We start from the raw sequence: 22,017 nt of genomic DNA on the forward strand, positions 1-22,017 counted from the left end.
ACATGAAGGAAGTGCCAAAAGAACCTAAGAAACTCAGAGAAGGCTATACGACGGGCGCTTGTGCAACGGCAGCTACGAGAGCAGCTCTGCTTACGCTAATTTCAGGAGAAGTGCAAGATGAGTCAACGATTTACTTACCTGTCGGCCGCTTTGCTACGTTTCATCTTGAAGAATGCGAGTATCGCACAAGCAGCGCTGTAGCCAGCATCATTAAAGATGCTGGAGACGATCCCGATGCCACGCACGGAGCGCTGATTATTTCTGAAGTTTCGTGGTGTAATGGTGCAGACATTATCATTGATGGAGGAGTGGGAGTAGGGCGTGTGACAAAACCCGGTCTCCCAGTTCCTGTCGGTGAAGCAGCCATTAACCCTGTTCCAAGAAAGATGCTGAAAGAAACGGCTGAACAGCTTCTAGCCCAATACAATATACAAAAAGGCGTAAAGATTGTCATCTCGGTTCCTGAGGGAGAAGAAATGGCGAAAAAGACACTAAATGCGCGTCTAGGTATTTTAGGAGGCATTTCAATACTGGGGACGCGGGGGATTGTTGTTCCGTTCTCAACAGCTGCTTATAAAGCAAGCATCGTGCAGGCAATCAGCGTTGCTAAAGCGAGTAATTGTGAGCACGTTGTTATTACGACAGGGGGCCGAAGCGAAAAGTATGGAATGAAACAGTTCCCTGAACTTCCGGAAGAAGCATTTATAGAAATGGGAGATTTTGTTGGATTTACTTTAAAACAATGTAAAAAGCAAGGAATGAAAAAAGTGTCGCTCGTAGGCATGATGGGAAAGTTTTCAAAAGTCGCGCAAGGCGTGATGATGGTTCATTCAAAAAGTGCACCCATTGATTTTAATTTTTTAGCAAAAGCAGCTTCTGAGTCAGGCGCTTCTGCTGAACTGGTAGAGGAAATAAAAGGCGCAAATACAGCTTCTCAAGTGGGAGATTTAATGACGCAAAGCGGTCATCATCAGTTTTTTGAAAAACTGTGCGAGTACTGCTGTTTATCAGCATTAAAGGAGGTAGGGGACGGAATCGATGTCGATACGTCTCTTTACACATTAAAAGGAGATTTTTTAGGACAGGCGGTGCAACATGGCAATTAAAATTATTGGAATTGGTGACGACGGGAAGTTAAGTCTGCTTCCTATGTATGAACAGTGGGTGTATGAAAGTGATGTGCTAATTGGAGGAAAGCGTCACCTTGACTTTTTTCAAGATTTCGAAGGAGAAAAAGTAGCGGTTGAAGGAGGTCTTTCTTCCCTTGTTGGACGTTTAAAAAACGAAGAAGGAAACGTGGTTGTGTTAGCCTCAGGCGACCCGCTGTTTTACGGAATCGGAAGCTATCTTTCTACGAAGCTCGACGTTGAAATATATCCTTATTTAAGCTCTATTCAACTTGCATTTTCACGTCTAAAAGAGCGCTGGCAAGACGCTTATTTTACAAGTGTGCACGGCAGAAGCATAAAGGGACTGGCTCAGCGCATAGACGGTCACAAAAAAGCAGCGATTCTAACAGATGAGCAAAATTCCCCTAATGTTCTGGCAAACTACTTATTGTCATTTGGCATGACTGAATACAAGATGTTTGTAGCAGAGAATTTAGGAGGGAAAACGGAGCGCTGTCAGCTGCTTTCGTTGGAAGAAGCGGCGAATCAAGTTTTTTCTCCGCTTAATGTCGTGATATTAAAGCAGGTGGAAGAAAGTCCAGTGTGGCCGCTTGGAATAGAAGATGGTGAATTTATTCAACGCAAGCCGGATAAAGGACTTATCACTAAAAAAGAAGTTCGCACACTTAGTATTAGCGCCCTGCAGCTAAAGAAAGACAGCGTGGTATGGGATATCGGAACGTGTACAGGTTCAGTCGCGATTGAAGCGGCTAAAATTGCGCGTGAAGGACAAATTTTTGCTGTGGAAAAAAATGAAGCAGACTTGGAAAACTGCAGAGAAAATCTATTGAAATTTCGAGTAGACGCCCACACTGTGCACGGAAAAGCACCGGAAGGGTTAAGTGAGTTTGCTGATCCTGACGCGGTGTTTATTGGAGGGACAGCAGGAGGCATGGAAACCATTTTGGACGTGTGCTGCAGCCGATTAAACGCAGGAGGGCGCATCGTATTAAATGCCGTAACGATTGAAAATTTAGCAGAAGCAATGAAAGCTTTTAAAGAACGAGGGTTTGAGACTGCAGTTACCCTTGCACAAATTTCAAGAAGCAAGCCCATTTTACATTTAACACGATTTGACGCTTTAAACCCCATTTATATTATTACAGCTAAAAGAGGAGAATGAATATGATTGGAACATTGTACGGACTCGGAGTTGGACCGGGAGATCCAGAACTAATTACAGTAAAAGCATTTCGTAAATTAAAAGAATCACCCGTTATTGCGTATCCTAAAAAGCAAAAAGGAAGCAAAAGCTACGCCCAAAAAATTATTGATGTCTATTTCAGTGCAAATGAAAAAGACATGCTGGGCCTTGTGTTTCCAATGACAAAAGATCCTGCTATTTTAGAAAAAAAGTGGACCGAAACGGTAGAACGAGTATGGGAAAAGCTCGAGGAAGGAAAAGATGTAGCATTTGTCACAGAAGGCGACCCTATGCTTTACAGTACGTTTATTCACATGATGCGCCTGATGCAAGAACGCCACCCTGAAGCTCCGATTCAAGTAATTCCTGGTATTTCATCCATTAATGGAGCTGCATCTCGCTTAGGTATTCCCTTAGCAGACGGGGATGAACACGTAGCCATTGTTCCTGCTCGTGAAGATTATGAAACAATGAAAAAAGTATTAGTGGAAAACGACTGCGTCATTTTTATTAAAGTGGCCAAAGTCATCGATTTTATGGTCGGTCTTTTAAAAGAGCTTGATCTGCTTGAAAAAGCGTCAGTTGTGACAAAAGTAACGTCAGATGAAGAGATTATCTGGAAAGCTTCAGAACTAGAAGGAGCCGATTTACAATACTTAACGCTAATGGTGGTGCGAAAATGAAGTTATACATAATCGGAGCTGGACCCGGAGATCCAGATTTAATTACCGTAAAAGGCTTAAAATTACTTCAGCAAGCAGACGTTGTCTTATACGCTGACTCACTGGTAAGTCAAGAGCTAGTTGCTAAGTCTAAACCAGGAGCTGAAGTGTTAAAAACAGCGGGTATGCATTTAGAAGAAATGGTCGGTACGATGCTTGAGCGCATGCGTGAAGGAAAAATGGTTGTAAGAGTTCATACCGGAGATCCTGCTATGTACGGAGCCATTATGGAACAAATGGTACTTTTAAAAAGAGAAGGCGTTGATATTGAAATCGTTCCGGGCGTCAGCTCCGTATTTGCTGCAGCTGCAGCGGCTGAAGCGGAATTAACCATTCCAGATTTGACTCAAACGGTTATTTTAACTCGTGCTGAAGGAAGAACGCCTGTACCTGAGTTTGAAAAATTAACTGATTTAGCAAAACATAAATGTACCATTGCTTTGTTTTTAAGCGCGACGCTCACAAAAAAAGTAATGAAAGAATTTATAAGCGCGGGTTGGAGTGAGGACACGCCGGTTGTAGTAGTCTATAAAGCAACGTGGCCAGATGAAAAAATTGTTCGCACAACGGTAAAAGACCTTGATGATGCTATGCGAACAAACGGCATTCGCAAGCAGGCGATGATTCTGGCAGGCTGGGCACTTGATCCACACATTCATGACAAAGATTATCGTTCAAAACTTTATGACAAAACATTTACCCACGGCTTTCGAAGAGGAGTGAAATCGGAATGATTCAACTCCAAGAAGGAAAAAAACCTCTTATTACACAACATGGAGATTATGCCGTTGTAGCTATTACAAAACACGGCGTAGAAATTGCAAGAAATCTCGGTCGTATCTTTCAGCAGTCCGACGTGTATTACATGAGCAAATTTGAAAAAGGAGACGAAAAAGAGCAGAACATTCAGCTGTTTTCAGGAAGCGTTCGGATGCTTTTGCCTTCTCTTTTTGAATCGTATAAAGGACTTATTATTATTATTTCACTGGGAGCAGTCGTACGTATGATTGCACCTATTTTAAAAGATAAGAAAACGGATCCCGCGGTTGTTGTGATTGATGATAAAGGCGAAAATGTCATCAGTGTGCTCTCAGGTCATATCGGAGGAGCAAATGAGCTTACGCGTGAAGTGGCGGCAGCACTTGAAGCCCATCCTGTTATTACAACAGCATCCGATGTTCAAAAAACGATTCCGGTTGATTTATTTGGCAAGCGCTTTGGTTGGGTGTGGGAATCAGCAGAAAAATTAACGCCTGTGAGCGCTTCTGTGGTGAACGAAGAAGAAATAGCGGTGGTTCAAGAATCAGGTGAAAAGAGGTGGTGGCACTATGAGCACCCTGTTCCAGCTAACATTAAAACGTACTCATCGATTCAGACAGCTCTAGAAGCATCGCCACATGCAGCCTTGGTGGTAACGCATCGCAATTTAAAAAAAGAAGAAGAAGCGATCTTAGAAAACGGTGTTCTTTACCGGCCAAAAGTATTAGCGATTGGGATGGGATGCAATCGAGGGACAAGTACAGCTGAAATTGAAACCGTTATTGAAAAAACGCTGGCTGAACTTCAGTTTTCAATGAAAAGTGTAAAAGCATTATGTACAATAGAGTTAAAGAAAGATGAAGAAGGGCTGCTAGAAGTGGCGTCTAAGTACGGCTGGGAGTTTGTCTACTATTCGCCCCAAGAGCTAAACAGCATAAGTATCCAGCAGCCTTCAGATACTGTCTTTAAATATACAGGTGCATATGGTGTTAGTGAACCTGCTGCTATGTTATACAGCGGTGCTGATACGCTTGAACTTGTGAAGAAAAAGTCAGGGAATGTCACCATTTCAGTGGCACTTATTCCAAATGACTAAAGGAGAGAACAACATGTCAAACAGAAGACTCGTCATTGCGGGTACCGGAAGTGGCGTAGGGAAAACAACACTTACAATCGGGCTGATGGCAGCATTAAGACAAGCTGGTTATAAAGTTCAAGGGTTTAAATGCGGACCTGATTATATTGATCCAACGTATCATACGGCTGTTACAGAACGAGCGTCTCGTAATGTAGACAGCTGGATGCTTGAACACGATATGGTTAGAGAAATTGTCGCTCGAGCTAGTCAAGATGCTGATATTTCCATCATGGAAGGGGTTATGGGATTTTTTGATGGGAAAAATCCGTTAACAAACGGAGGGTCAACAGCAGAAATTAGTTTAATCACAAATAGCCCCGTCCTTTTAGTTGTCAATTGTGCTAGTATGGCTAGAAGCGCAGCGGCAATTGTAAAAGGGTTTCAGCAATTTTTACCCGAAGCGAACATTGTCGGTGTGATTGCTAACCGAGTTGGAAGTGAAGGGCATTATAAACTTGTTAAGGCAGCAATTGAGCAGGAATGTCATATTCCTGTAGTAGGCTACTTGAAAAGAAACGATGATCTTACGATTCCTGAACGTCACCTCGGGCTCATTCCATCGATTGAACGAGGAGAATTAACACCGTTTTTTGAACAGTTAGGTCAGCTTGTTCATGATACAATTGATATTGAAAAAGTATATGAACTGGCTTTAGCTCCTAAAATAGAAATTAATGATCCTATCTTTACAAAGCCGTCCGTACCTCAAGTGAAAATTGCTGTGGCAAGAGATGCCGCTTTTAACTTTTATTATGAAGAAAATTTCGAATTGTTAAAAGCTTACGGAGCAGAGCTTGTAGAGTTTTCACCTTTAAAAGGAGAAATGGTCCCACAAGATGCTGACGGCCTTTACATAGGAGGCGGATTTCCAGAAGAATTTGCTGAAACGCTGGCTCAGCAAAGTGACGTTAAAAATTCTGTTCGAGCAGCCATCGAAAAAGGGATTCCTACACTTGCTGAGTGCGGAGGCTTTATGTTCTTAACAGATGCTATTGTCACAACAGATGATACATGCCATGAAATGGTGGGGCTTATTCCCGGACAAGTAAGAATGCAGACAAAATTAGCTGCGTTAGGATACCGGGAAGTGACGGGAAAGCCAGGGAATTTTTTATTTAAAGGCGATATACAAGCTAAAGGCCATGAATTTCATTATTCAACCTTTTCTTCAGAGAAAGAGTTTTCGCCTGCCTATGATACAAAAGGGATGCGAGGAATGAAAGAAGAAGGCTATATGAACAATAATTTAATTGCCGGCTATACGCACTTTCATTTTGGCTCTTCTACGAAGATGGTAGAAAACTGGGTGGAACAGTGTAAAGCGGTAAAAAAAGAAAGAAGAGATGCCGTGTGACAGTTGGAAAAGTATATTTAGTAGGAGCCGGACCAGGAGATCCGAAGCTAATAACCGTATATGGAATGGAGTGTATTCAAGAAGCGGATGTCATTTTATATGACCGCTTAGCTAATGAACAGTTATTAAACTATGCTAAAAAAGACGCGGAGCTTATTTTTTGCGGGAAATTACCGGGCAAGCACGGAGTCATCCAAGATCGTATTCACGAACTGCTTGTTGAAAAAGCACTTCAAGGAAAAGTAGTGACGCGCTTAAAAGGAGGGGATCCTTTTGTGTTTGGCCGTGGAGCAGAGGAAGCTGAAGTACTTGCTACTCAAGGAATTCCTTACGAAGTCGTGCCTGGTATCACGTCAGGAATTGCAGCTCCAGCGTATGCAGGAATTCCTGTTACCCACAGAGATCATGCCACTTCTTTTGCCATTGTAACGGGGCATGGAAGAGAAGAAAAAGGAAAAGATTATTTAAACTGGTCAGCGCTTGCTCAAGGAATAGATACAATTGCATTTTATATGGGCGTTGGAAATTTACCTCATATATGCAAGCAGTTGATGGACCATGGACGAGATAAGCATACGCCAGTAGCGCTTGTTCAATGGGGAACGACGAAGTATCAGCGCACCGTAACGGGAACACTTGCCACAATCGAAGACATAGCAAAAAAAGCAGAAATTGCTCATCCTGCCATCGTGCTTGTAGGTGAAGTTGTGACAATTAGAGAAAAAATAAAATGGTTCGAAGAAAGAGCGGAAAATATTCTGCTTTAACGTTAAAAGGAGGAGACAATATGACGATTATTTCACAGCTAAAAGAACGAAGAGCGGTACGAGATCATGAAACGCGTGAAGTGGAACAAGAGAAAATCGAACAGCTGCTTGAAGCAGCGACGTGGGCTCCAAATGACCGAATGAGAGAGCCCTGGAGCTTTTATGTGATTCAAGGAGAAGCAAAAAAGAAGTATGAAGAACTGGCTGAAGCGTATTTAAAGGAGCGCTTTCCTACAAAGCCTCATTTAGTAGAAAGTTCACTAAAAGCAGTGAAAAATACACCTGTACATATTGTCGTAACAGCTGATACAGTTGAAGGAGACGAAGAAGCCACGGAAGATAACAAATATGCGGTTTCGTGCGCGATTCATTCCATGTGGCTAGCAGCTAAAGAATTAGGGCTTGGATTCGTTTGGAGAACAAGAGGCGTTGGTCTTGTTCGAGACGAGCGACTGTATGAGTTTATCGGAAAGCCTTCAGGTAAAGTCGTGGTAGGTAATGTATTTTTAGGCTATCCAAATGAAGAGTCTCTTACAAAAATGAAAGAGCCTGCTAGAACACCGTTTACAGAAAAAACAACATGGCTGTAAACTGAAATTCGAAGAAAAAGAGGTTTTTAGATTGAAAGACAAACGTGGTCTTACGTTAATTTATACCGGAGACGGAAAAGGGAAAACAACCGCTGCTTTAGGTCTTGCGTTGCGCGCTACGGGACGCGGACAAAAAGTATTAATAATTCAATTTATTAAATCTCCTCAGCGTACATATGGAGAAAAGCTGATGTTTGACAGAATAGGAATTGAAATGATTCAAACAGGAGTCGGCTTTACGTGGACAAAAACACCGCCTGAACATCGTGAAGCTTTGCAAAAAGCCTGGGCGCTCACGAAGGAAAAAGTCTTCTCGAACGAATATGATGTGGTTATTTTAGACGAGTTAAATAATGCACTGGCTATCGAGAAATTTCCTATTGATGATGTGCTACCGCTACACGAAGTAATTGACCTTATTCAAAAGCGTCCTGAGCATATGCATTTGGTCATTACCGGACGCTCTGCAAAAAAAGAAGTGATGGAAGCAGCAGATCTTGTGACGGAAATGAAGCCTCATAAACATTATTATGATGAAGGAATTCCTGCTGTAAAAGGAATTGAATTTTAAAAAGCCCTCAATGAAGAGGGCTTTTTTTATTGAGCAGGAGCATCTACTTTTTCAGCTTGCCAATAAAATTGGCTAATGACATCAGACAGTGCTTTTGTTGTGTTGGTTAGTTCATCAAAGTTATTATCAACTCCGCCCACTTCAATTAAAATCGCATTTTTAGAAACATCTTGATTATATACACCGTTACCGCTGGATTTGTTTTTGCCAATAACTCCGCGGCTTAAGCCGGGATATTTCTTTTCAAGACCTTCATGAAGCGCTTTTGCCATTTTTAAGTTTTGTTCAAAGTTTTGATTTGCTTTCCCTAAAACAAACACAACTTTTGCATATGATTTATTGTTAATCTTAATGGTTGTATTATCTTTTCGAAGCGAATCTCGGTGCAAATCGATAAAGTACGTTAAATCTCTATTTTCAGTCATCGCCGTTTCAATTACTGTGCGAGACATGGCGTACGATTGATTGGTGTTCCAACCTTTTTCTTTTAATTTCTGTCCAATATTGGTTTGATCTACTTCTGCCCCAATTCCCTGAGCCTCTAAATCTTTTCCTAGCATATTTGCAACAATATTAATATTTGTTTTGCTATCCACTGCTTTATTAGCATCTGGATCACCTTCAAGTCCTAACAGAGGCAAGTAAGATTCCCAGCTGTGCGTATGATAAATATAAAATACCTTTTTTCCGCCAGTTGTATTATTATTTGGAGCGTTCGTACCATTGTTTTCTTTAGGCTGCTGAACTTTTGTAGTAGAATTTCTTTCTTTTAGCGTTTCATCTAGCGGCGGTGCAGATTCTCTAGGGAAGTTTGTGAAATTTGTGCCTTCACCGGCGATAATAATATTGGAATCGTAAATACTGAATCCAGGAAGTTCGGAACCAAACAAGCTTCTCGCGTCTTCTGCTCGAATACTTGTTGATAACTCGAGCAGTGTAGAAGAAAGACCTGGAGGCGAGTAGTTTTTATCAAAAGCCGTTGAAAAATGATGGTTTTCTTGGCTCATTAAATAATAAAGACTTTCTGCTTTATGCTTTGATAACGTTTGATAGACAATAGAAGAATTGAACTGTTCTTTAAATGCTGAGTAACTTACTAGAACAATGATAGATGATGTCATTAAAACAACGGATAAAATAACCAGAACCATCTTATATGTTAACACTACAAAATTGGCGCGATTACTAGATTTCAATGTCGAAATCTCCTCTCTATGTCAGCGTCAGGCTAATAGGTATGAAGGACTTTGCTAATCTAGTAATAATTATATGAATGGAGATTTCTAATTATGATAAGCATTTAATAGAGAAAGTAGTCTTCAAAATCAAAAAAGAAGAATCACGTGAGATACAATCTCATATTCTCCGTGATTCTTCTTCAAATAGACGTCGGATGGCTTCTCCTTTTGGAGTGAGGCTGAATCCTTTTTTCTCTTTTTTAAGCAGCTGACAGTTTTGTAATTCTTGTAAATACGTAACAATGCGCTTGCGCTTTACGGAATTTAATAATCCAAACGCGGGTATTTTATCGAGCTCTTTTTGACGAATGCTGTTAGTAGAAACGCCTTCTAAAATTTGTACGTAACTCTGCTGAGTTTCCGTGTTTTTTAAGGCATCTATAAGTGTTAATAACTGTAACATTTGGTTTGAATCAAAAGTTGTTTGACCGATTTTTAGCGGAGTCGAAAGCAGGTCCTGACGCTGCTTATGAAGTTCATTTTCTATCTTAGCGCTTATTTCTGTCAGCTTCGTTTCTATTTCGTTTGGACCCATATAACATGTGAATTTGTTTGTTTCCTGCAGCATGGTGACATCTGGAAAATCCCATTGCGAAAACCATTGAATGGAACCAACTTTGAGATTGGCATTCGGTGTTTTTACTTGTAATACGTTTTGAATGAAGGAAAGAAAGGGATCGTTTTCCTGTAAAACTTGTCTTTGATTAAGCTGATAAGTGGTTAGGCTGCACAATTTATCTTGGATTTCTTTGATGTGCACTTCATGATGCTTTAAAAGACTTTTCCATTTAAAAAAGACAAGCAGTTTTTGAATCACTTCTTCATTTTCATCTATAATCTCTTCGAACTGCCGCTGAGTTGTGGCTAAGCGTTTGGCTGCTAGCACTACATTATACTCATCATCGAGTGAAACGGCATCGTCTGTGACATCATATGTTACGGCGAGACCTCTGTTTTCTGAAGTTAAGCGAATGATCTCGTTTTCTCCGTGAACAGTTAATACCGTATCTTCCGTATCTGAAAATCCTCTTTCAAAGGCGGTGGAAGAAAGAGAGCGAAAAGGTCTCATAATGATTTCAATCCGATTGCGCCAAAAAGCAATTTGCTCAGGGTTTTTCATAATAAAAAGCAAAGGTGATTTTTTTGATTGTTCAATTGCTTCAATCACATCTGCATTTCGGTGATAAAGAGAAATGAGCGGATGTTTGAAAAAACACTTATTAATGTGTTGAATCCATTCTTCTTTTGACGAATCATGTATTCTAGCGCAAAACATGTAATCTTTCATAATACTACCGAGATAATTTTCCAACTCATTTTTAGTCAAAACCGTAAAATCTTGAGAATAAAACTCATCATGATGAATAGGAATGCCGCGATTCTTATTATATTCTTTCCATAGAAATGAAGTTGGTTTCCAAAAGTGAGGATAAACGTCTTCATTTTTATCAATTGCGACGGGAAAACCGCCCCTATGACTTCCATATAAGAATGTTTGAAAAAGGATGATATCTTCTTGAGGCAACTCATTCATTGCTCGCTCAAAGTAGTCATTTAAACGTCCAAGTAGCCCTTTAGTATGTTTACTTCCTAGGGAGCGAATCGATTTATTTTTACGTCCGAGTGGAAGGAATGTTAAGTGGTTATAAGCTGTAAAATCAACATGCAAATTCTCTGGTAAAGTCATTTATCTAACTCCTTTCATTTATTGAGTATTTTACCCATTAAAGAAAAGAAGAAAAAGTTTTAATGTGTCCTTAAACGCAAGAATAATTTTTGAATTTTCTGTTAATTAATCTGCAGAAATAAAGAAAAGGGATTCAAAGTAATTTTGAATGGGTATAGTAATAAAAATTTTGACACATATTATCGAATATATATGAATGTTGTCAAAAAAACCAACAAAAGTGATGATTCATCCAAAGGAGGAAGCTTATGGAGAATAAAGGTCCGTTTAAAAAGACGATATCCCTATTAGATTTAACATTGATTGGATTAGGGGCAATCTTTGGTTCCGCTTGGCTGTTTGCCGTTAGTAATGTCGCTACGCAAGCAGGTCCTGCAGGAAGTTTTTCTTGGGTTATTGGTGGAGTTATTATTTTATTAATAGGCCTTGTATACGCTGAGCTAGGGGCTGCCTTGCCTCGTACAGGAGGAATTATTCGATATCCTGTTTATTCACACGGTCATCTTGTAGGCTATATGATTTCGTTTATTACCATCGTAGCGTACACTAGTTTAATTGCTATCGAAGTAACAGCGGTAAGACAGTACGTGGCTTACTGGTTTCCGGGTTTAACAAAAGCTGGATCTGATTCACCGACGATATCTGGATGGATTCTACAATTTGTGCTGCTTTGCTTATTCTTTTTACTCAATTACTGGAGCGTAAAAGCATTTGCGAAATCGAATATTATTATTTCCATTTTTAAATATTTTGTACCGCTTACAGTAATCGTAACGCTGGCATTTTATTTTAAGTCAGGAAACTTTACGATGGGAGAGTTTGCTCCCGGGGGATTTGATGGTATCCAGGCCGCCATTGCTACAGGTGGAGTTATGTTTGCTTACTTAGGCCTTCATCCGATTGTATCGGTAGCTGGAGAGGTGAAAAATCCTCAGCGTAATATCCCAATTGCTCTTGTGATTTGTATCATTCTAGCGGCACTTATTTATACCGCTCTGCAAGTCTTATTTATCGGGGCCATTCCATCTGATATGATCACAGGCGGTTGGTCCGGCATTCAAGATAAATTTTCACTGCCGTTTAAAGACATCGCTGTTGTTCTTGGTCTTGGCTGGCTAGCAACACTTGTTATTTTAGACGCTATTTTATCACCGGGTGGTAACGGCAATATTTTTATGAATACAACATCTAGACTTATCTATGCTTGGTCTCGTAACGGTACGTTATTTAAAACGTTTGCTCATGTGGATAAAAAAACAGGGATTCCACGATCATCTTTATGGCTTTCATTAGGACTTTCGATTTTTTGGACACTGCCATTTCCTTCGTGGAATGCACTCGTAAACGTATGCTCTGTTGCGCTTATTCTTTCTTACGCGATTGCACCAATTTCATCAGCGGCCTTTATGGTGAACGCAAAAGATTTGGAAAAGCCTTTTAAATTAAGAGGAATGAGTATAATTGGTCCGTTATCCTTTATTTTTGCTTCCTTTATTGTGTACTGGTCAGGATGGAAGACCATTTCATGGCTGCTAACTTCTCAACTGATTATGTTTGTTATATATTTGATTTTTGCTAAATATGTGCCTAAAAATGAAGTAAGTCTTCGTCAGCAGATTAAATCAACATGGTGGTTAGTTGCTTATTATATCATCATGCTCTTTATTTCTTATATCGGTTCGTTCGGCGGAGGGAAAGGTTTAATTGATACGCCTGTAGACTTAATTATCATAGCGTTCGTATCTCTTGGGATTTATTATTGGGCTAAATATACAGGCCTTCCAAAAGCGCTTATTGATTACGATCACCATCCTGAACAGGAAGAAAAAGCGCCTGTATAACCTGTAAAGCAGTGATATTCGCTGCTTTTTTCTATGTTATTCAAACATGAATTTCTAAAGTTTATCGTATAATTGAGTAGGAAAGAAGGAATTAGCACATTATTGTTTAATTAATGTAATGTAACCGTTTTAAATCCAACGCTTGGAGGAAGAGTATGATTGAAAAAATAATAAATTCACTTCGAAAGCGGCTGTGGGAAAACAATAATGTTATAGAAGTGTGTAAAAATGAAGGAGAAGTATACAGAACCACTTGTACTTTTTTTGATGGAGTAAGCAAGAACCAACTGCAAGTTTTTGAAGAAGAAATGCATGTATCACTTCCTGAAGACTACAAGCAGTTTTTGCAGCTAACAAATGGGTGTAATTTGTTCATTGATGCTGACAAAAAAATAACAGGGAATCTTTATAGCTTAGAAGATGTAAGAGAAACAGCTTATAAAAGTCAGAGTCTTTATATGACAATTGGGTCTGTTGGAGAAGAAGAGATTATCATTGACTCTAAAAAATCAGCGCATCCTGCATATATAATAGTAAAAAAGCGGACCGCATCGTTTCAAGATGCACATGTATTACATATGAATTTTCAGAAATGGCTGGATTGTTTTATAGTGAGTCAAGGGAATTGTTTTTGGCACTGGAATGGGGTTTGTAATAAAGCTCATTCAACGGATAAAAAGACAACGGCTCAATAATATTATCTTCTAATAAATAAACGAGCACACTAGTGTGCTCGTTTATTTATTAGAAGGAAGACGTTCCCAACCGTATGCTTCGTCTTCAACTTTAGTTTCTCCAAACTGACTTGTGCGATTCAAGATTTTTTTACCGCCTAATTTTTTATAAAACTGAGTCGCTTTCTTATTTTTCTTCATAGCCCAAATAATCATAGACGTATAGTGCTGATCAGCAAATTCTTTTACTGAATGAGAAAATAGAAGATGACCAATTCCTTGGCTTTGCACTTCCTTACAAACGTATAGCGCGTATATTTCAGCGCTGGACAAATGAGGCTTACCCGCTGAAAAGCCGACAATCTCTCCTCGTTCATCGATAGCGAGCAAAATAAAATGAGAAGGATCGGTAAGAAAAAGGGACCATTTTTCTGCACTTTGTTTATAAGACAAGTTGTTTAAATAAGCATCAGGTACTAACTCTTTGTATGTAATGCGCCAGCTGTCTACGTACAGACGGGCAACAGAAGGGATGTGAGAGGAAGTAGCTTTAATAATTTTCATTAAAAAGTCTCCTTTTTTAAAATATTAAGGCATATAGTATACCTTTCAGCCTAAGAATATTATGAAAAATAGATCATAATTTTCCAGTAATTCATAAAATGGTAAAAAAGGTGGTGTTCATTCTCACTCTATCACGGTAAAGTGAGAATATACATTTGTTTTCTTGTTTTAATTTTTGCTACATGTATAATGTCTAACGATCTATTTGTTATTCACCTTTACTAGTCTATCAAATAGTTTTGTTAAAGCCAAAGGGGCATAGGGGAAGAAATGTCAATTCAGCTGCGTTTTGTTTTAACGTATATCAGTATTGTGTTTGTCTTTATTATTTTGCTTTTTTTATCGGGCTTTCTCATTTTCTTCTCCATTACTGGAGACGCCGATTTTGTAAGAAAACTGTACAGTCACTCCTATGAGTATAAATTGTTAACGCCAGAAGAAGAAAATGCATTCTTAGATTTAAAGTTATTGAGTGAAAAAAAACCAGAACAGCTGCTGCGGCCGAAGACGGTTAAAAAATATGAATTTGAAAATATTGATATTGTGATTCAAAAAAACACAGAGATTGTATATGCTTCAGAATCCATTAAAGGAGAAAACCTTCGTAAATACTTGCCAAAGCATCAAAAAAGTAAAGGAAATCATTCGTATCAGCAGGACATGTTGCGCATAGGCAAGCAGTATTTTACATATATCAACCTTGATTTTCCTTTCTCGAATCAAGAAAAAGGAAGCATTTACGTTTTGCGAAAAATCAGCCCTTATGTAGGTATTATTAATCGAATTTTCCCTTTTTTAATCTTTCTACTATTAATTTTAGTCATTGTGATTATTGGATTTTTAAACTATCTTGTTTCAAGAAGCATTATTAAACCCATTCGTGAATTAAAAGAAGCGGCTGAAAAAATAAAACAAGGTGATCTTCACTTTGAGATCTCTGCTAATTCAAAGGATGAAATAGGGGAATTAACGCAAGCTTTTGAAGAAATGAGGCAAAAACTAAAATCTTCTGTTGAACTGCAAATTCAATATGAAGATAATCGAAAGCAGCTGCTTTCAAGTATTTCACACGATTTACGAACTCCTATTACTTCCATTGTAGGATATGTAGAAGGAATTCAAGATGGAGTAGCTAATACGCCAGATAAGCTTTCTAAATATTTGTTAACGATTTCAACAAAAGCAAAAGACATGAATGCGTTAATCGATGAGCTGTTTTTATTTTCTAAATTGGATTTGCACGAAATTCCGTTTGTGTTTAAAAAACTTAATATTTCTGCCTTTATGGAAAGTTATGTGCAAGAGCTTCAGTTTGAAATGAGCGAACATGATATTGATGTTTTATTTTCTAATGATTCTCTAACGACACTGTATGCAAAGGCAGATGCTGAGCAGCTGCGAAGAGTTTTAATAAATTTAACAACCAACAGCATTAAATTTATGGATAAAGAAAGAAGAAGAATCGATATCGTTCTTTCTGCTACCGAAAGTGAACTCATTATTGAAGTAAAAGACAACGGCTCTGGAATTTCACCGGAAGCATTAGCGCATATTTTTGACCGGTTTTATCGAGCAGAACAGTCCCGCAATAGCAATACTGGAGGAAGTGGACTTGGACTGGCCATTGCAAAACAAATTGTTGAACGCCACGGGGGAGACATCTGGGCACTAAGTAAGCTTGGCGAAGGAACAAGTATTTTCTTTTCTTTGCAAAAAATGAATGAAAATGGTGATACACATGAAGAAGATATTATTAATTGAAGATGAAGTAAGTATTGCTGAATTGCAAAGAGATTATTTAGAAATTAACGATTTTGAAATAGACGTTCAATATAGCGGGGATAAGGGGTTAGAAAAAGCATTAAATGAACATTTTGACCTGGTTATTTTGGATATTATGCTCCCTAAAGTGAGTGGATTTGAAGTGTGCAAGCAAATTCGAGCTGCAAAAGATATTCCAATCATTTTAGTTTCAGCTAAAAAAGAAGAAATTGATAAAATTAGAGGGCTCGGGCTAGGTGCAGATGACTATATTACCAAGCCATTCAGCCCTGGGGAGCTGGTCGCAAGAGTCAAAGCGCATGTAGCGAGATATGAAAGACTCTCTGATAAGCAGGAAAAGCGTATGATTCGTATTCATGGCTTAGCGATTGACACGCTCGCTAGAAGAGTATTTGTGAATGACAAAGAAGTGTTTTTTACAGCGAAGGAATTCGATTTGCTGAAGTTTATCGTTTCTCATCCAAATCAAGTATTAAGTAAAGAACATCTATTTGAAAAAATTTGGGGATTTGATTCTTCAGGAGATATTTCAACCGTAACAGTTCACATTCGAAAACTAAGAGAAAAGTTAGAAGAAAACCCAGCAGATCCTCAGTACCTAGAAACGGTTTGGGGAGCAGGGTACCGGTTTAATATTTAAAAAAAGAGATCCGAACGATTAATCGTTCGGATCTCTTTTTTATTACGTAGTAACGATTCTATGACGAGCTTTAATCTTACTCACGGGAGGTTCGGAAGAAAATATATTTTTTTCACCGATTTTATCATATAGACCGGTTGACTTTAACATTTCTTTCGGCTGGTGCTGTAAGCCAGAAATAACGACTTGGCTATGCGAATCTTTCAAACGTTCGACCACCTTCGATAGTAAAGCTTCTCCAGATGTATCAATAAAGGAGACTTGGCTCATTCGAAGCAATAAAACTTTCGGTTTCGCTTCAGCGATGTTATCAAAGGAATTTTCTAATACTTCAGCAGATCCAAAGAAAAGAGATCCTTGCATGGTATATTCCATCAACTCAGATTTGTGAGCGTTCTCAGATGTTTCCGCTAAAACCTTTGATATCTTCAGTGATCCGCTCATTCGTTTCACGAACATAACAATAGCTAAAAGTAGACCCACGCCTACACCTGTTGTTAAATCGATTGAAACTGTTAATAAAAACGTAGCTACAAGTACAAATGAATCAGCTGACTTGGTTTTTAAAATATGCGCAAATTCTTTACGCTCACTCATATTCCAAGCCACAAACATTAAAATAGGTGCCATACTTGCCAGCGGAATGTTTGATGCATAAGGAGCCAGCATCACAAGGACCAATAAAACAACTAAGCCGTGTATAACTCCTGATAACGGAGAAGCTGCGCCGTTTTTGATATTGGTCGCTGTTCTGGCAATGGCACCAGTTGCTGGAATTCCGCCAAATAGCGAGGTAGCGATATTAGCAATTCCTTGGCCCACAAGCTCTTTATTGCTATTATGCTTGGTTTTGGCCATATTATCAGCAACAACAGCTGATAGTAAAGATTCAATACCTCCAAGCATCGCAATTACGCAGGCAGCAGGAAATAGCATCACGATGTTATCCCATGTTAAATCTGGGAAGCTAAAAGATGGTAGTTTACTCGGAATGGCACCGTAAGTAGAGCCAATCGTTGCAACTTTTCCTGGGAACAGTGTAATGGCTACAAGTGTGGAGACAAGAAGACCTAGAAGGGCACCGGGAATTTTAGGTAAAAACTTTGGCGTTATAATCACGATAGCTAAACAAATAGCGGCTATGATGACGCTGTAAATGTTAATCGTTGCAATTTTTCGTAGGATTTCAATCATATTCAAATGAAATTCCTCATGTTTTGCAATTCCCTTTAGTCCTAAAAAGTTAGCGATCTGACCTGAGAAAATAATAATCGCAATTCCTGCTGTAAATCCAATCGTCACAGGGCGCGGAATAAACTTTATAAGTTTCCCTAGTTTAAATATTCCGAGAAGCGTAATCATAATTCCAGCCATAAAGCCGGCAATAATGAGGTTCTCATAACCATATTGCATGACAACTCCAAGCAGCACCGGAACAAATGCACCTGTTGGGCCTGCAATTTGAAATTTCGATCCGCCTAATATTGAAACCATAATCCCTGCGATAATGGTTGTATAAATCCCGTATTCAGGTCTTACACCAGAAGCGATGGCAAAGGCCATTGCTAAAGGAATAGCAACGACCCCAACAACCAAACCGGCGATAATGTCTTTTTGTAAATGCCCTGCTGAATAGCCTTGAAATCGGTTATCTTTTAGCATTCGATAAAATCCTCCTTCATGAGCTTACGGTTTCAGCTCGGTCTTGGGAATAGCCGTTTACAACGACGTCAAGTTTTCCTGTTGAAGGATGAATGACCATTCCAGAAACAAGCACGTCTTTTGGTAATAAAGGATGATTTCGAATCATATCCACACTGTTTTCGACACTATCTTCTACACATTCAAATCCAGTCAGCCATGATTCTAAATCAATACCAGCATATTTTAGATTACGAATTTGTTCCGTGCTAATCCCTCTTTGTTCAGCAGAGGCTAAAATAGCTTCAGCTTTCATACCCGTCATTCCACATTCATGATGACCGATGACACATACTTCATCAGCTTGCAAAGCATAGACGGCAACTAAGATACTTCTCATGACGCTTCCAAAGGGATGGGAGATAACAGCTCCGGCATTTTTAACTATTTTTGCATCTCCATTTTTTAGCCCCATAGCTTTAGGAAGTAATTCTAACAAACGTGTATCCATACAAGTTAAGATGACTATTTTTTTGTTAGGAAATTTGGATGTTTGAAAAGCCTCAAATTGATTATTTGTTACAAATTTTTCATTAAACTTTAAAACTTCAGATAGACAAGTCATTGTTTTCCTCCTGCGTTATTTATTTTTAACTTATTTTTTAGTCTAAAGATAAAGTTTAAAAACGAACTAAATAAAATATTAAATTTTTCTTAAAACATTCAGAAAAAACTTGTAAATAAATCAAATTTATATGCGTGAAATTATATAAGCGTATTCTTTCCTTCTTTTCACGAAAAAATAGGAATTATATGTTAAAATGGTACAAAGTTGGAATTGTCTAAAAGAATGGTAGAGAGGAGGAAGGCAAAAGTGAAGGCTCTTATAGCAATAGGCATTATTTTTTGTTGTTTAGTAGGGTGCAGTTCTAATGCTCAAGTCACCAATGACAAAGAAATGGGGCAAAATATTCAGCAATCATTTGAAAAAAAAGGTGTAAGCTCAGTCGATATATTGAAGTTAAGTGATTTTAAATGGGAAAAAGGATATTTATTCACAAACAAAAGCAAGAAAGCCGACGTAGAAAAACTTGTAAACGCACCGATCAGTGAAGAGGTGATGAAAAAAATATCTGCTGCTAATCAAATGTTTGTGTTTGTACATGAAGGAGAAGTTGTCCGCTATGTAGAACTACCCCAAGATTTCATAGCGCATGATAAAAACCAACTTGAATTTTCATCTTCTCATTCTGAACTAAAATTTAATAAAAAAAGGGAGGGCAAGCCTATAAAAGCAGGAGATAAAACGTTAAGTTCAGAAGATGCTTTAGCTGTAGAATCAATTATGAAACAAATTCAATGGAAAAAAGCTGATTACAGCGTCGCTCTTGACCCAGATGTACAGCTTACTTATGAAGGAGTCGTATACAATATACGATTCACCTCGGAGAGTGCGGAACTTACTTCTAAAAGACGAGGAGTGTACGGTAAAGTAACAGGAGAAACAGCACAGCAGCTATATGACATATTGATGTAACCTATTGATTTATCAATAGGTTTTTTGGTGCACATATTTTTTAAATTTACATAAAATGTCTTGGTATTGTTGACATTAACGTTAACGTTAATCTATAATGGTAATATAGAATTGACGTTAACGTTAATGTTAAAGGGTGGAGGGGAAAACATGTATCTAATCGATGACGTGACGAAAATGACAGGTTTGACCAAGCGTACTCTTCGGTATTATGAAGAGATTGGACTCATTTTACCCCCGCAGCGCACAAAAGGAAATGCGCGGATTTATTCAGAAGAAGAGGTAAAAGAACTAAGGAAAGTAGCAGAAGCAAAAGAAGTTCTCGGTTTTTCTTTACAGGAGCTACAGCAGTTTATGTCGCTCAAAAGAATGATTGAAGAAAGAAGTGAGCAGCAAGGATTATCAGCGAAAGAGATAACTAAAATAGAAAATTTACTGGAAAATCAAATCAAAATGATTGAATTTAAAGTGGTTAAAATGCAGGCATTTAAAACAGAATTAAAAGAAATGCGAGAATCTGCTATGGAAATACATGAAAAAACAAAAACAAAAACAAAAGGAGAGATGAAAGAGTGGAAGGACAGCATTCAAATAACCGATTAGGTCAAATTATTACGGTAGTAGCTACTTTTTTAGCGTTTATGGGGATCGGGGTAGTAGATCCGATTTTACCAGAGATTGCTAAGCAAATTGGAGCTTCCCATTGGCAAGTAGAAATGTTATTTACTTCCTACTTGTTAATGATGGCTATTATGATGATTCCAGCAGGCATCTTAGCATCACGTGTAGGAGACAAGCGTTTGATGGTAACAGGACTTATCATTGTGACGATTTTTGCAGCGCTATGCGGGTTTTCTAACAATATTCCTCAGCTTTCCATTTTCCGAGCAGGATGGGGACTTGGTAATTCGTTTTTCTTTGCAACAGCTATGACGCTGCTTATTGCATTATCAGGTGAAGTGAAAAAAGCAGTAGGATTATATGAAGCTGCAATTGGTTTGGGAATGGCCGGAGGACCGCTTGTAGGAGGCGTGTTAGGAAATGCTTCTTGGAGATTGCCTTTTTTCGGTACAAGTGCTTTAATTTTTATCGCCTTTATTTTAGTATTAACGATTGTTAAACAGCCTACAAGCACTAAGCCTCGTAAAGCAGCGGGTTTTAAAGATATGGTTAAACTTTATAAATTAAAACCATTTACTCAAGGCGCTGTATCAGGCATGCTTTATTACTACGGATTTTTTACAGTGTTAGCTTATACGCCGCTTATTCTATCGATCGGAGCTCTTCAAATTGGTTTTGTTTTCTTTGGATGGGGATTATGTTTAGCTTATGGCTCAGCGGTTTTAGCACATCAGTTAGAAAAAAGATATCAGCCAAAACAAGTGTTACACGTTAGCTTAATTGTTTTTTCACTTATTTTAATTTGTTTATTTGCCTTTGATGCAACATGGTTGCGCATTGTTTTAATCATGGCAGCAGGTCTTGTATCAGGACTTAATAATGCATTATTTACGAGTCATGTCATGGAAGTATCTCCTTATGAACGAGGAATTACATCTGGAGGATATAATTTCTTAAGGTGGTTAGGTGCAGCGTTTGCTCCTTTATTATCAGGAGTTATTGGCAATGCCGTAGCGCCTCAAGCTCCTTTTCTCGTAGCAGCGATTCTTGGGTTGTTAGCTTTTGTTATTATGGTTATAAAAGTAAGAACAACTTCTCAAACGAATGAAGCTGTATCTAAATAAACGTTGAAATAAAAGGCTTTTTCCTGTAAAAAGCCTTTTATTTTGTTTTATGTTATAATAGTAAAAACGTTTTTAATCATAAAAATGAAACTCTTTACCAACTTGTACGTATACTTTATATGTACATAAATCTTTTTAGGAGCGTGATGCCCATGGCCACCTGTCAAAATTGTAATCATAAATGGAACTGGAGGACAACCTTTAAACAACTGTTAACATTTAGAAACGTTTTAGAATGCCCACACTGTGACAAACAACAGTATATCTCTGCAAAATCCCAAAAGCGATTATCAATCTACTCATTTGCACCCCTTATTATTTGGCTTATTCTCTCCCTATTTGACTTTTCCTTTCCATCCATTGTTGTCGCGGAGCTTATTTTCTTCATAGCAGCGGTTGTTATGATGCCACTTTCTTATGAAGTAAGCAGCGAAGAAGAACCCTTGTGGTAATA

The 22,017-nt window shown here is 38.5% G+C and carries 22 protein-coding genes; 17 read left to right on the forward strand and 5 right to left on the reverse strand.

Annotated elements, in window-relative coordinates:
- The first annotated feature begins 2 nt into the window (after window positions 1-2).
- Genes ACOZIR_RS11630 through cobO form a run of 9 tightly spaced genes read left to right on the forward strand, consistent with a single transcriptional unit; the run spans window position 3 to window position 8,214 of the window.
- Window positions 3-1,106, forward strand: a complete 1,104-nt coding sequence (locus tag ACOZIR_RS11630; protein WP_028408304.1) for a cobalt-precorrin-5B (C(1))-methyltransferase — start codon at window positions 3-5, stop codon at window positions 1,104-1,106.
- Window positions 1,096-2,292 (forward strand): precorrin-6y C5,15-methyltransferase (decarboxylating) subunit CbiE, encoded by a 1,197-nt coding sequence (cbiE, locus tag ACOZIR_RS11635; protein WP_421535611.1) that lies wholly within the window; start codon window positions 1,096-1,098, stop codon window positions 2,290-2,292. The genes ACOZIR_RS11630 and cbiE overlap by 11 nt, the downstream gene beginning before the upstream one ends.
- Before the next feature lie 2 nt (window positions 2,293-2,294).
- Window positions 2,295-2,996 (forward strand): precorrin-2 C(20)-methyltransferase, encoded by a 702-nt coding sequence (gene cobI, locus ACOZIR_RS11640; RefSeq protein ID WP_045291732.1) that lies wholly within the window; start codon window positions 2,295-2,297, stop codon window positions 2,994-2,996.
- Window positions 2,993-3,769 carry a precorrin-4 C(11)-methyltransferase gene (cobM, locus tag ACOZIR_RS11645; protein ID WP_025751698.1) on the forward strand — a complete coding sequence of 259 codons (777 nt, stop codon included), beginning with the start codon at window positions 2,993-2,995 and terminating at the stop codon, window positions 3,767-3,769. The genes cobI and cobM overlap by 4 nt, the downstream gene beginning before the upstream one ends.
- A complete protein-coding gene (locus ACOZIR_RS11650) occupies window positions 3,766-4,890 on the forward strand; it encodes a cobalt-precorrin 5A hydrolase (protein ID WP_421535612.1) in 1,125 nt (374 codons plus the stop codon). The genes cobM and ACOZIR_RS11650 overlap by 4 nt, the downstream gene beginning before the upstream one ends.
- Window positions 4,891-4,903: 13 nt before the next feature.
- The gene (locus ACOZIR_RS11655; RefSeq protein WP_421535613.1) at window positions 4,904-6,286 is read left to right on the forward strand and encodes a cobyrinate a,c-diamide synthase; all 1,383 of its coding nucleotides are present in this window, start codon (window positions 4,904-4,906) and stop codon (window positions 6,284-6,286) included.
- Window positions 6,283-7,053 (forward strand): uroporphyrinogen-III C-methyltransferase, encoded by a 771-nt coding sequence (cobA, locus tag ACOZIR_RS11660; RefSeq protein ID WP_045291729.1) that lies wholly within the window; start codon window positions 6,283-6,285, stop codon window positions 7,051-7,053. The genes ACOZIR_RS11655 and cobA overlap by 4 nt, the downstream gene beginning before the upstream one ends.
- Window positions 7,054-7,073: 20 nt before the next feature.
- Complete coding sequence (locus tag ACOZIR_RS11665) at window positions 7,074-7,643, forward strand: nitroreductase family protein (RefSeq protein WP_045291728.1); 570 nt, start codon at window positions 7,074-7,076, stop codon at window positions 7,641-7,643.
- A gap of 31 nt (window positions 7,644-7,674) precedes the next feature.
- Window positions 7,675-8,214, forward strand: a complete 540-nt coding sequence (gene cobO, locus ACOZIR_RS11670; protein ID WP_045291727.1) for a cob(I)yrinic acid a,c-diamide adenosyltransferase — start codon at window positions 7,675-7,677, stop codon at window positions 8,212-8,214.
- Between the two features lie 26 nt (window positions 8,215-8,240).
- Here the strand turns inward: cobO and spoIIP are convergent, their stop codons facing one another.
- Together spoIIP and ACOZIR_RS11680 are read right to left on the reverse strand one after the other, a co-directional pair.
- A complete protein-coding gene (gene spoIIP, locus ACOZIR_RS11675) occupies window positions 8,241-9,410 on the reverse strand; it encodes a stage II sporulation protein P (RefSeq protein WP_045291726.1) in 1,170 nt (389 codons plus the stop codon).
- 160 nt (window positions 9,411-9,570) lie between these two features.
- Entirely contained in the window at window positions 9,571-11,139 is a 1,569-nt protein-coding gene (locus ACOZIR_RS11680) for an RQC-minor-2 family DNA-binding protein (protein ID WP_310878634.1), read from the reverse strand.
- Window positions 11,140-11,387: 248 nt separating this feature from the next.
- On the opposite strand from ACOZIR_RS11680, the gene ACOZIR_RS11685 reads away from it, so the two are divergent.
- Both ACOZIR_RS11685 and ACOZIR_RS11690 read left to right on the forward strand, forming a co-directional pair.
- Window positions 11,388-12,980, forward strand: coding sequence for an APC family permease (locus ACOZIR_RS11685; protein WP_310878635.1), 1,593 nt, complete (start codon window positions 11,388-11,390; stop codon window positions 12,978-12,980).
- A gap of 155 nt (window positions 12,981-13,135) precedes the next feature.
- Window positions 13,136-13,675: an SMI1/KNR4 family protein gene (locus tag ACOZIR_RS11690; protein ID WP_310878636.1), complete on the forward strand. Its 540-nt coding sequence runs from the start codon at window positions 13,136-13,138 to the stop codon at window positions 13,673-13,675.
- A 42-nt stretch (window positions 13,676-13,717) separates the two neighbouring features.
- Here ACOZIR_RS11690 and ACOZIR_RS11695 read toward each other — a convergent pair whose 3' ends face one another.
- A complete protein-coding gene (locus ACOZIR_RS11695; protein ID WP_310878637.1) occupies window positions 13,718-14,218 on the reverse strand; it encodes a GNAT family N-acetyltransferase in 501 nt (166 codons plus the stop codon).
- Window positions 14,219-14,488: 270 nt separating this feature from the next.
- Here ACOZIR_RS11695 and ACOZIR_RS11700 point away from each other — a divergent pair, with 270 nt between their 5' ends.
- Window positions 14,489-15,979 (forward strand): sensor histidine kinase, encoded by a 1,491-nt coding sequence (locus tag ACOZIR_RS11700; RefSeq protein ID WP_074680914.1) that lies wholly within the window; start codon window positions 14,489-14,491, stop codon window positions 15,977-15,979.
- Entirely contained in the window at window positions 15,957-16,640 is a 684-nt protein-coding gene (locus ACOZIR_RS11705; RefSeq protein WP_045291721.1) for a response regulator transcription factor, read from the forward strand. Before ACOZIR_RS11700 ends, ACOZIR_RS11705 begins: the two co-directional genes overlap by 23 nt.
- A 42-nt stretch (window positions 16,641-16,682) precedes the next feature.
- Here the strand turns inward: ACOZIR_RS11705 and ACOZIR_RS11710 are convergent, their stop codons facing one another.
- Window positions 16,683-18,302: a SulP family inorganic anion transporter gene (locus tag ACOZIR_RS11710; RefSeq protein WP_045291720.1), complete on the reverse strand. Its 1,620-nt coding sequence runs from the start codon at window positions 18,300-18,302 to the stop codon at window positions 16,683-16,685.
- 16 nt (window positions 18,303-18,318) lie between these two features.
- Window positions 18,319-18,906: a beta-class carbonic anhydrase gene (locus ACOZIR_RS11715; RefSeq protein ID WP_013057294.1), complete on the reverse strand. Its 588-nt coding sequence runs from the start codon at window positions 18,904-18,906 to the stop codon at window positions 18,319-18,321.
- 249 nt (window positions 18,907-19,155) lie between these two features.
- Here ACOZIR_RS11715 and ACOZIR_RS11720 point away from each other — a divergent pair, with 249 nt between their 5' ends.
- The 4 genes from ACOZIR_RS11720 (at window position 19,156) to ACOZIR_RS11735 (ending at window position 22,015) form a co-directional block, all read left to right on the forward strand.
- Window positions 19,156-19,818, forward strand: coding sequence for a hypothetical protein (locus ACOZIR_RS11720; protein ID WP_045291719.1), 663 nt, complete (start codon window positions 19,156-19,158; stop codon window positions 19,816-19,818).
- Window positions 19,819-19,968: 150 nt separating this feature from the next.
- On the forward strand, window positions 19,969-20,421 hold the full coding sequence (locus ACOZIR_RS11725) for a MerR family transcriptional regulator (protein WP_421535614.1): 453 nt from the start codon (window positions 19,969-19,971) through the stop codon (window positions 20,419-20,421).
- Complete coding sequence (locus ACOZIR_RS11730) at window positions 20,391-21,563, forward strand: MFS transporter (protein ID WP_045291818.1); 1,173 nt, start codon at window positions 20,391-20,393, stop codon at window positions 21,561-21,563. The genes ACOZIR_RS11725 and ACOZIR_RS11730 overlap by 31 nt, the downstream gene beginning before the upstream one ends.
- A gap of 152 nt (window positions 21,564-21,715) precedes the next feature.
- A complete protein-coding gene (locus ACOZIR_RS11735; protein WP_016764349.1) occupies window positions 21,716-22,015 on the forward strand; it encodes a TIGR04104 family putative zinc finger protein in 300 nt (99 codons plus the stop codon).
- Window positions 22,016-22,017 lie beyond the last annotated feature (2 nt).

The organism is Priestia sp. D3YE.R1 (assembly GCF_049199565.1).
Lineage (GTDB): Bacteria > Bacillota > Bacilli > Bacillales > Bacillaceae_H > Priestia > Priestia aryabhattai.

What these genes read in the sequence shown, in the direction of transcription:
- ACOZIR_RS11665 (WP_045291728.1), top strand. Translation starts at nt 7,074, where the DNA reads ATGACGATTATTTCACAGCTAAAAGAACGAAGAGCGGTACGAGATCAT.
- ACOZIR_RS11710 (WP_045291720.1), bottom strand. Translation starts at nt 18,302, where the DNA reads ATGCTAAAAGATAACCGATTTCAAGGCTATTCAGCAGGGCATTTACAA.
- cobI (WP_045291732.1), top strand. Translation starts at nt 2,295, where the DNA reads ATGATTGGAACATTGTACGGACTCGGAGTTGGACCGGGAGATCCAGAA.
- ACOZIR_RS11650 (WP_421535612.1), top strand. Translation starts at nt 3,766, where the DNA reads ATGATTCAACTCCAAGAAGGAAAAAAACCTCTTATTACACAACATGGA.
- cobM (WP_025751698.1), top strand. Translation starts at nt 2,993, where the DNA reads ATGAAGTTATACATAATCGGAGCTGGACCCGGAGATCCAGATTTAATT.
- ACOZIR_RS11715 (WP_013057294.1), bottom strand. Translation starts at nt 18,906, where the DNA reads ATGACTTGTCTATCTGAAGTTTTAAAGTTTAATGAAAAATTTGTAACA.
- ACOZIR_RS11695 (WP_310878637.1), bottom strand. Translation starts at nt 14,218, where the DNA reads ATGAAAATTATTAAAGCTACTTCCTCTCACATCCCTTCTGTTGCCCGT.
- ACOZIR_RS11725 (WP_421535614.1), top strand. Translation starts at nt 19,969, where the DNA reads ATGTATCTAATCGATGACGTGACGAAAATGACAGGTTTGACCAAGCGT.
- ACOZIR_RS11705 (WP_045291721.1), top strand. Translation starts at nt 15,957, where the DNA reads ATGAAGAAGATATTATTAATTGAAGATGAAGTAAGTATTGCTGAATTG.
- ACOZIR_RS11680 (WP_310878634.1), bottom strand. Translation starts at nt 11,139, where the DNA reads ATGACTTTACCAGAGAATTTGCATGTTGATTTTACAGCTTATAACCAC.
- ACOZIR_RS11690 (WP_310878636.1), top strand. Translation starts at nt 13,136, where the DNA reads ATGATTGAAAAAATAATAAATTCACTTCGAAAGCGGCTGTGGGAAAAC.
- ACOZIR_RS11630 (WP_028408304.1), top strand. Translation starts at nt 3, where the DNA reads ATGAAGGAAGTGCCAAAAGAACCTAAGAAACTCAGAGAAGGCTATACG.
- cbiE (WP_421535611.1), top strand. Translation starts at nt 1,096, where the DNA reads ATGGCAATTAAAATTATTGGAATTGGTGACGACGGGAAGTTAAGTCTG.
- ACOZIR_RS11735 (WP_016764349.1), top strand. Translation starts at nt 21,716, where the DNA reads ATGGCCACCTGTCAAAATTGTAATCATAAATGGAACTGGAGGACAACC.
- ACOZIR_RS11685 (WP_310878635.1), top strand. Translation starts at nt 11,388, where the DNA reads ATGGAGAATAAAGGTCCGTTTAAAAAGACGATATCCCTATTAGATTTA.
- ACOZIR_RS11700 (WP_074680914.1), top strand. Translation starts at nt 14,489, where the DNA reads ATGTCAATTCAGCTGCGTTTTGTTTTAACGTATATCAGTATTGTGTTT.
- ACOZIR_RS11655 (WP_421535613.1), top strand. Translation starts at nt 4,904, where the DNA reads ATGTCAAACAGAAGACTCGTCATTGCGGGTACCGGAAGTGGCGTAGGG.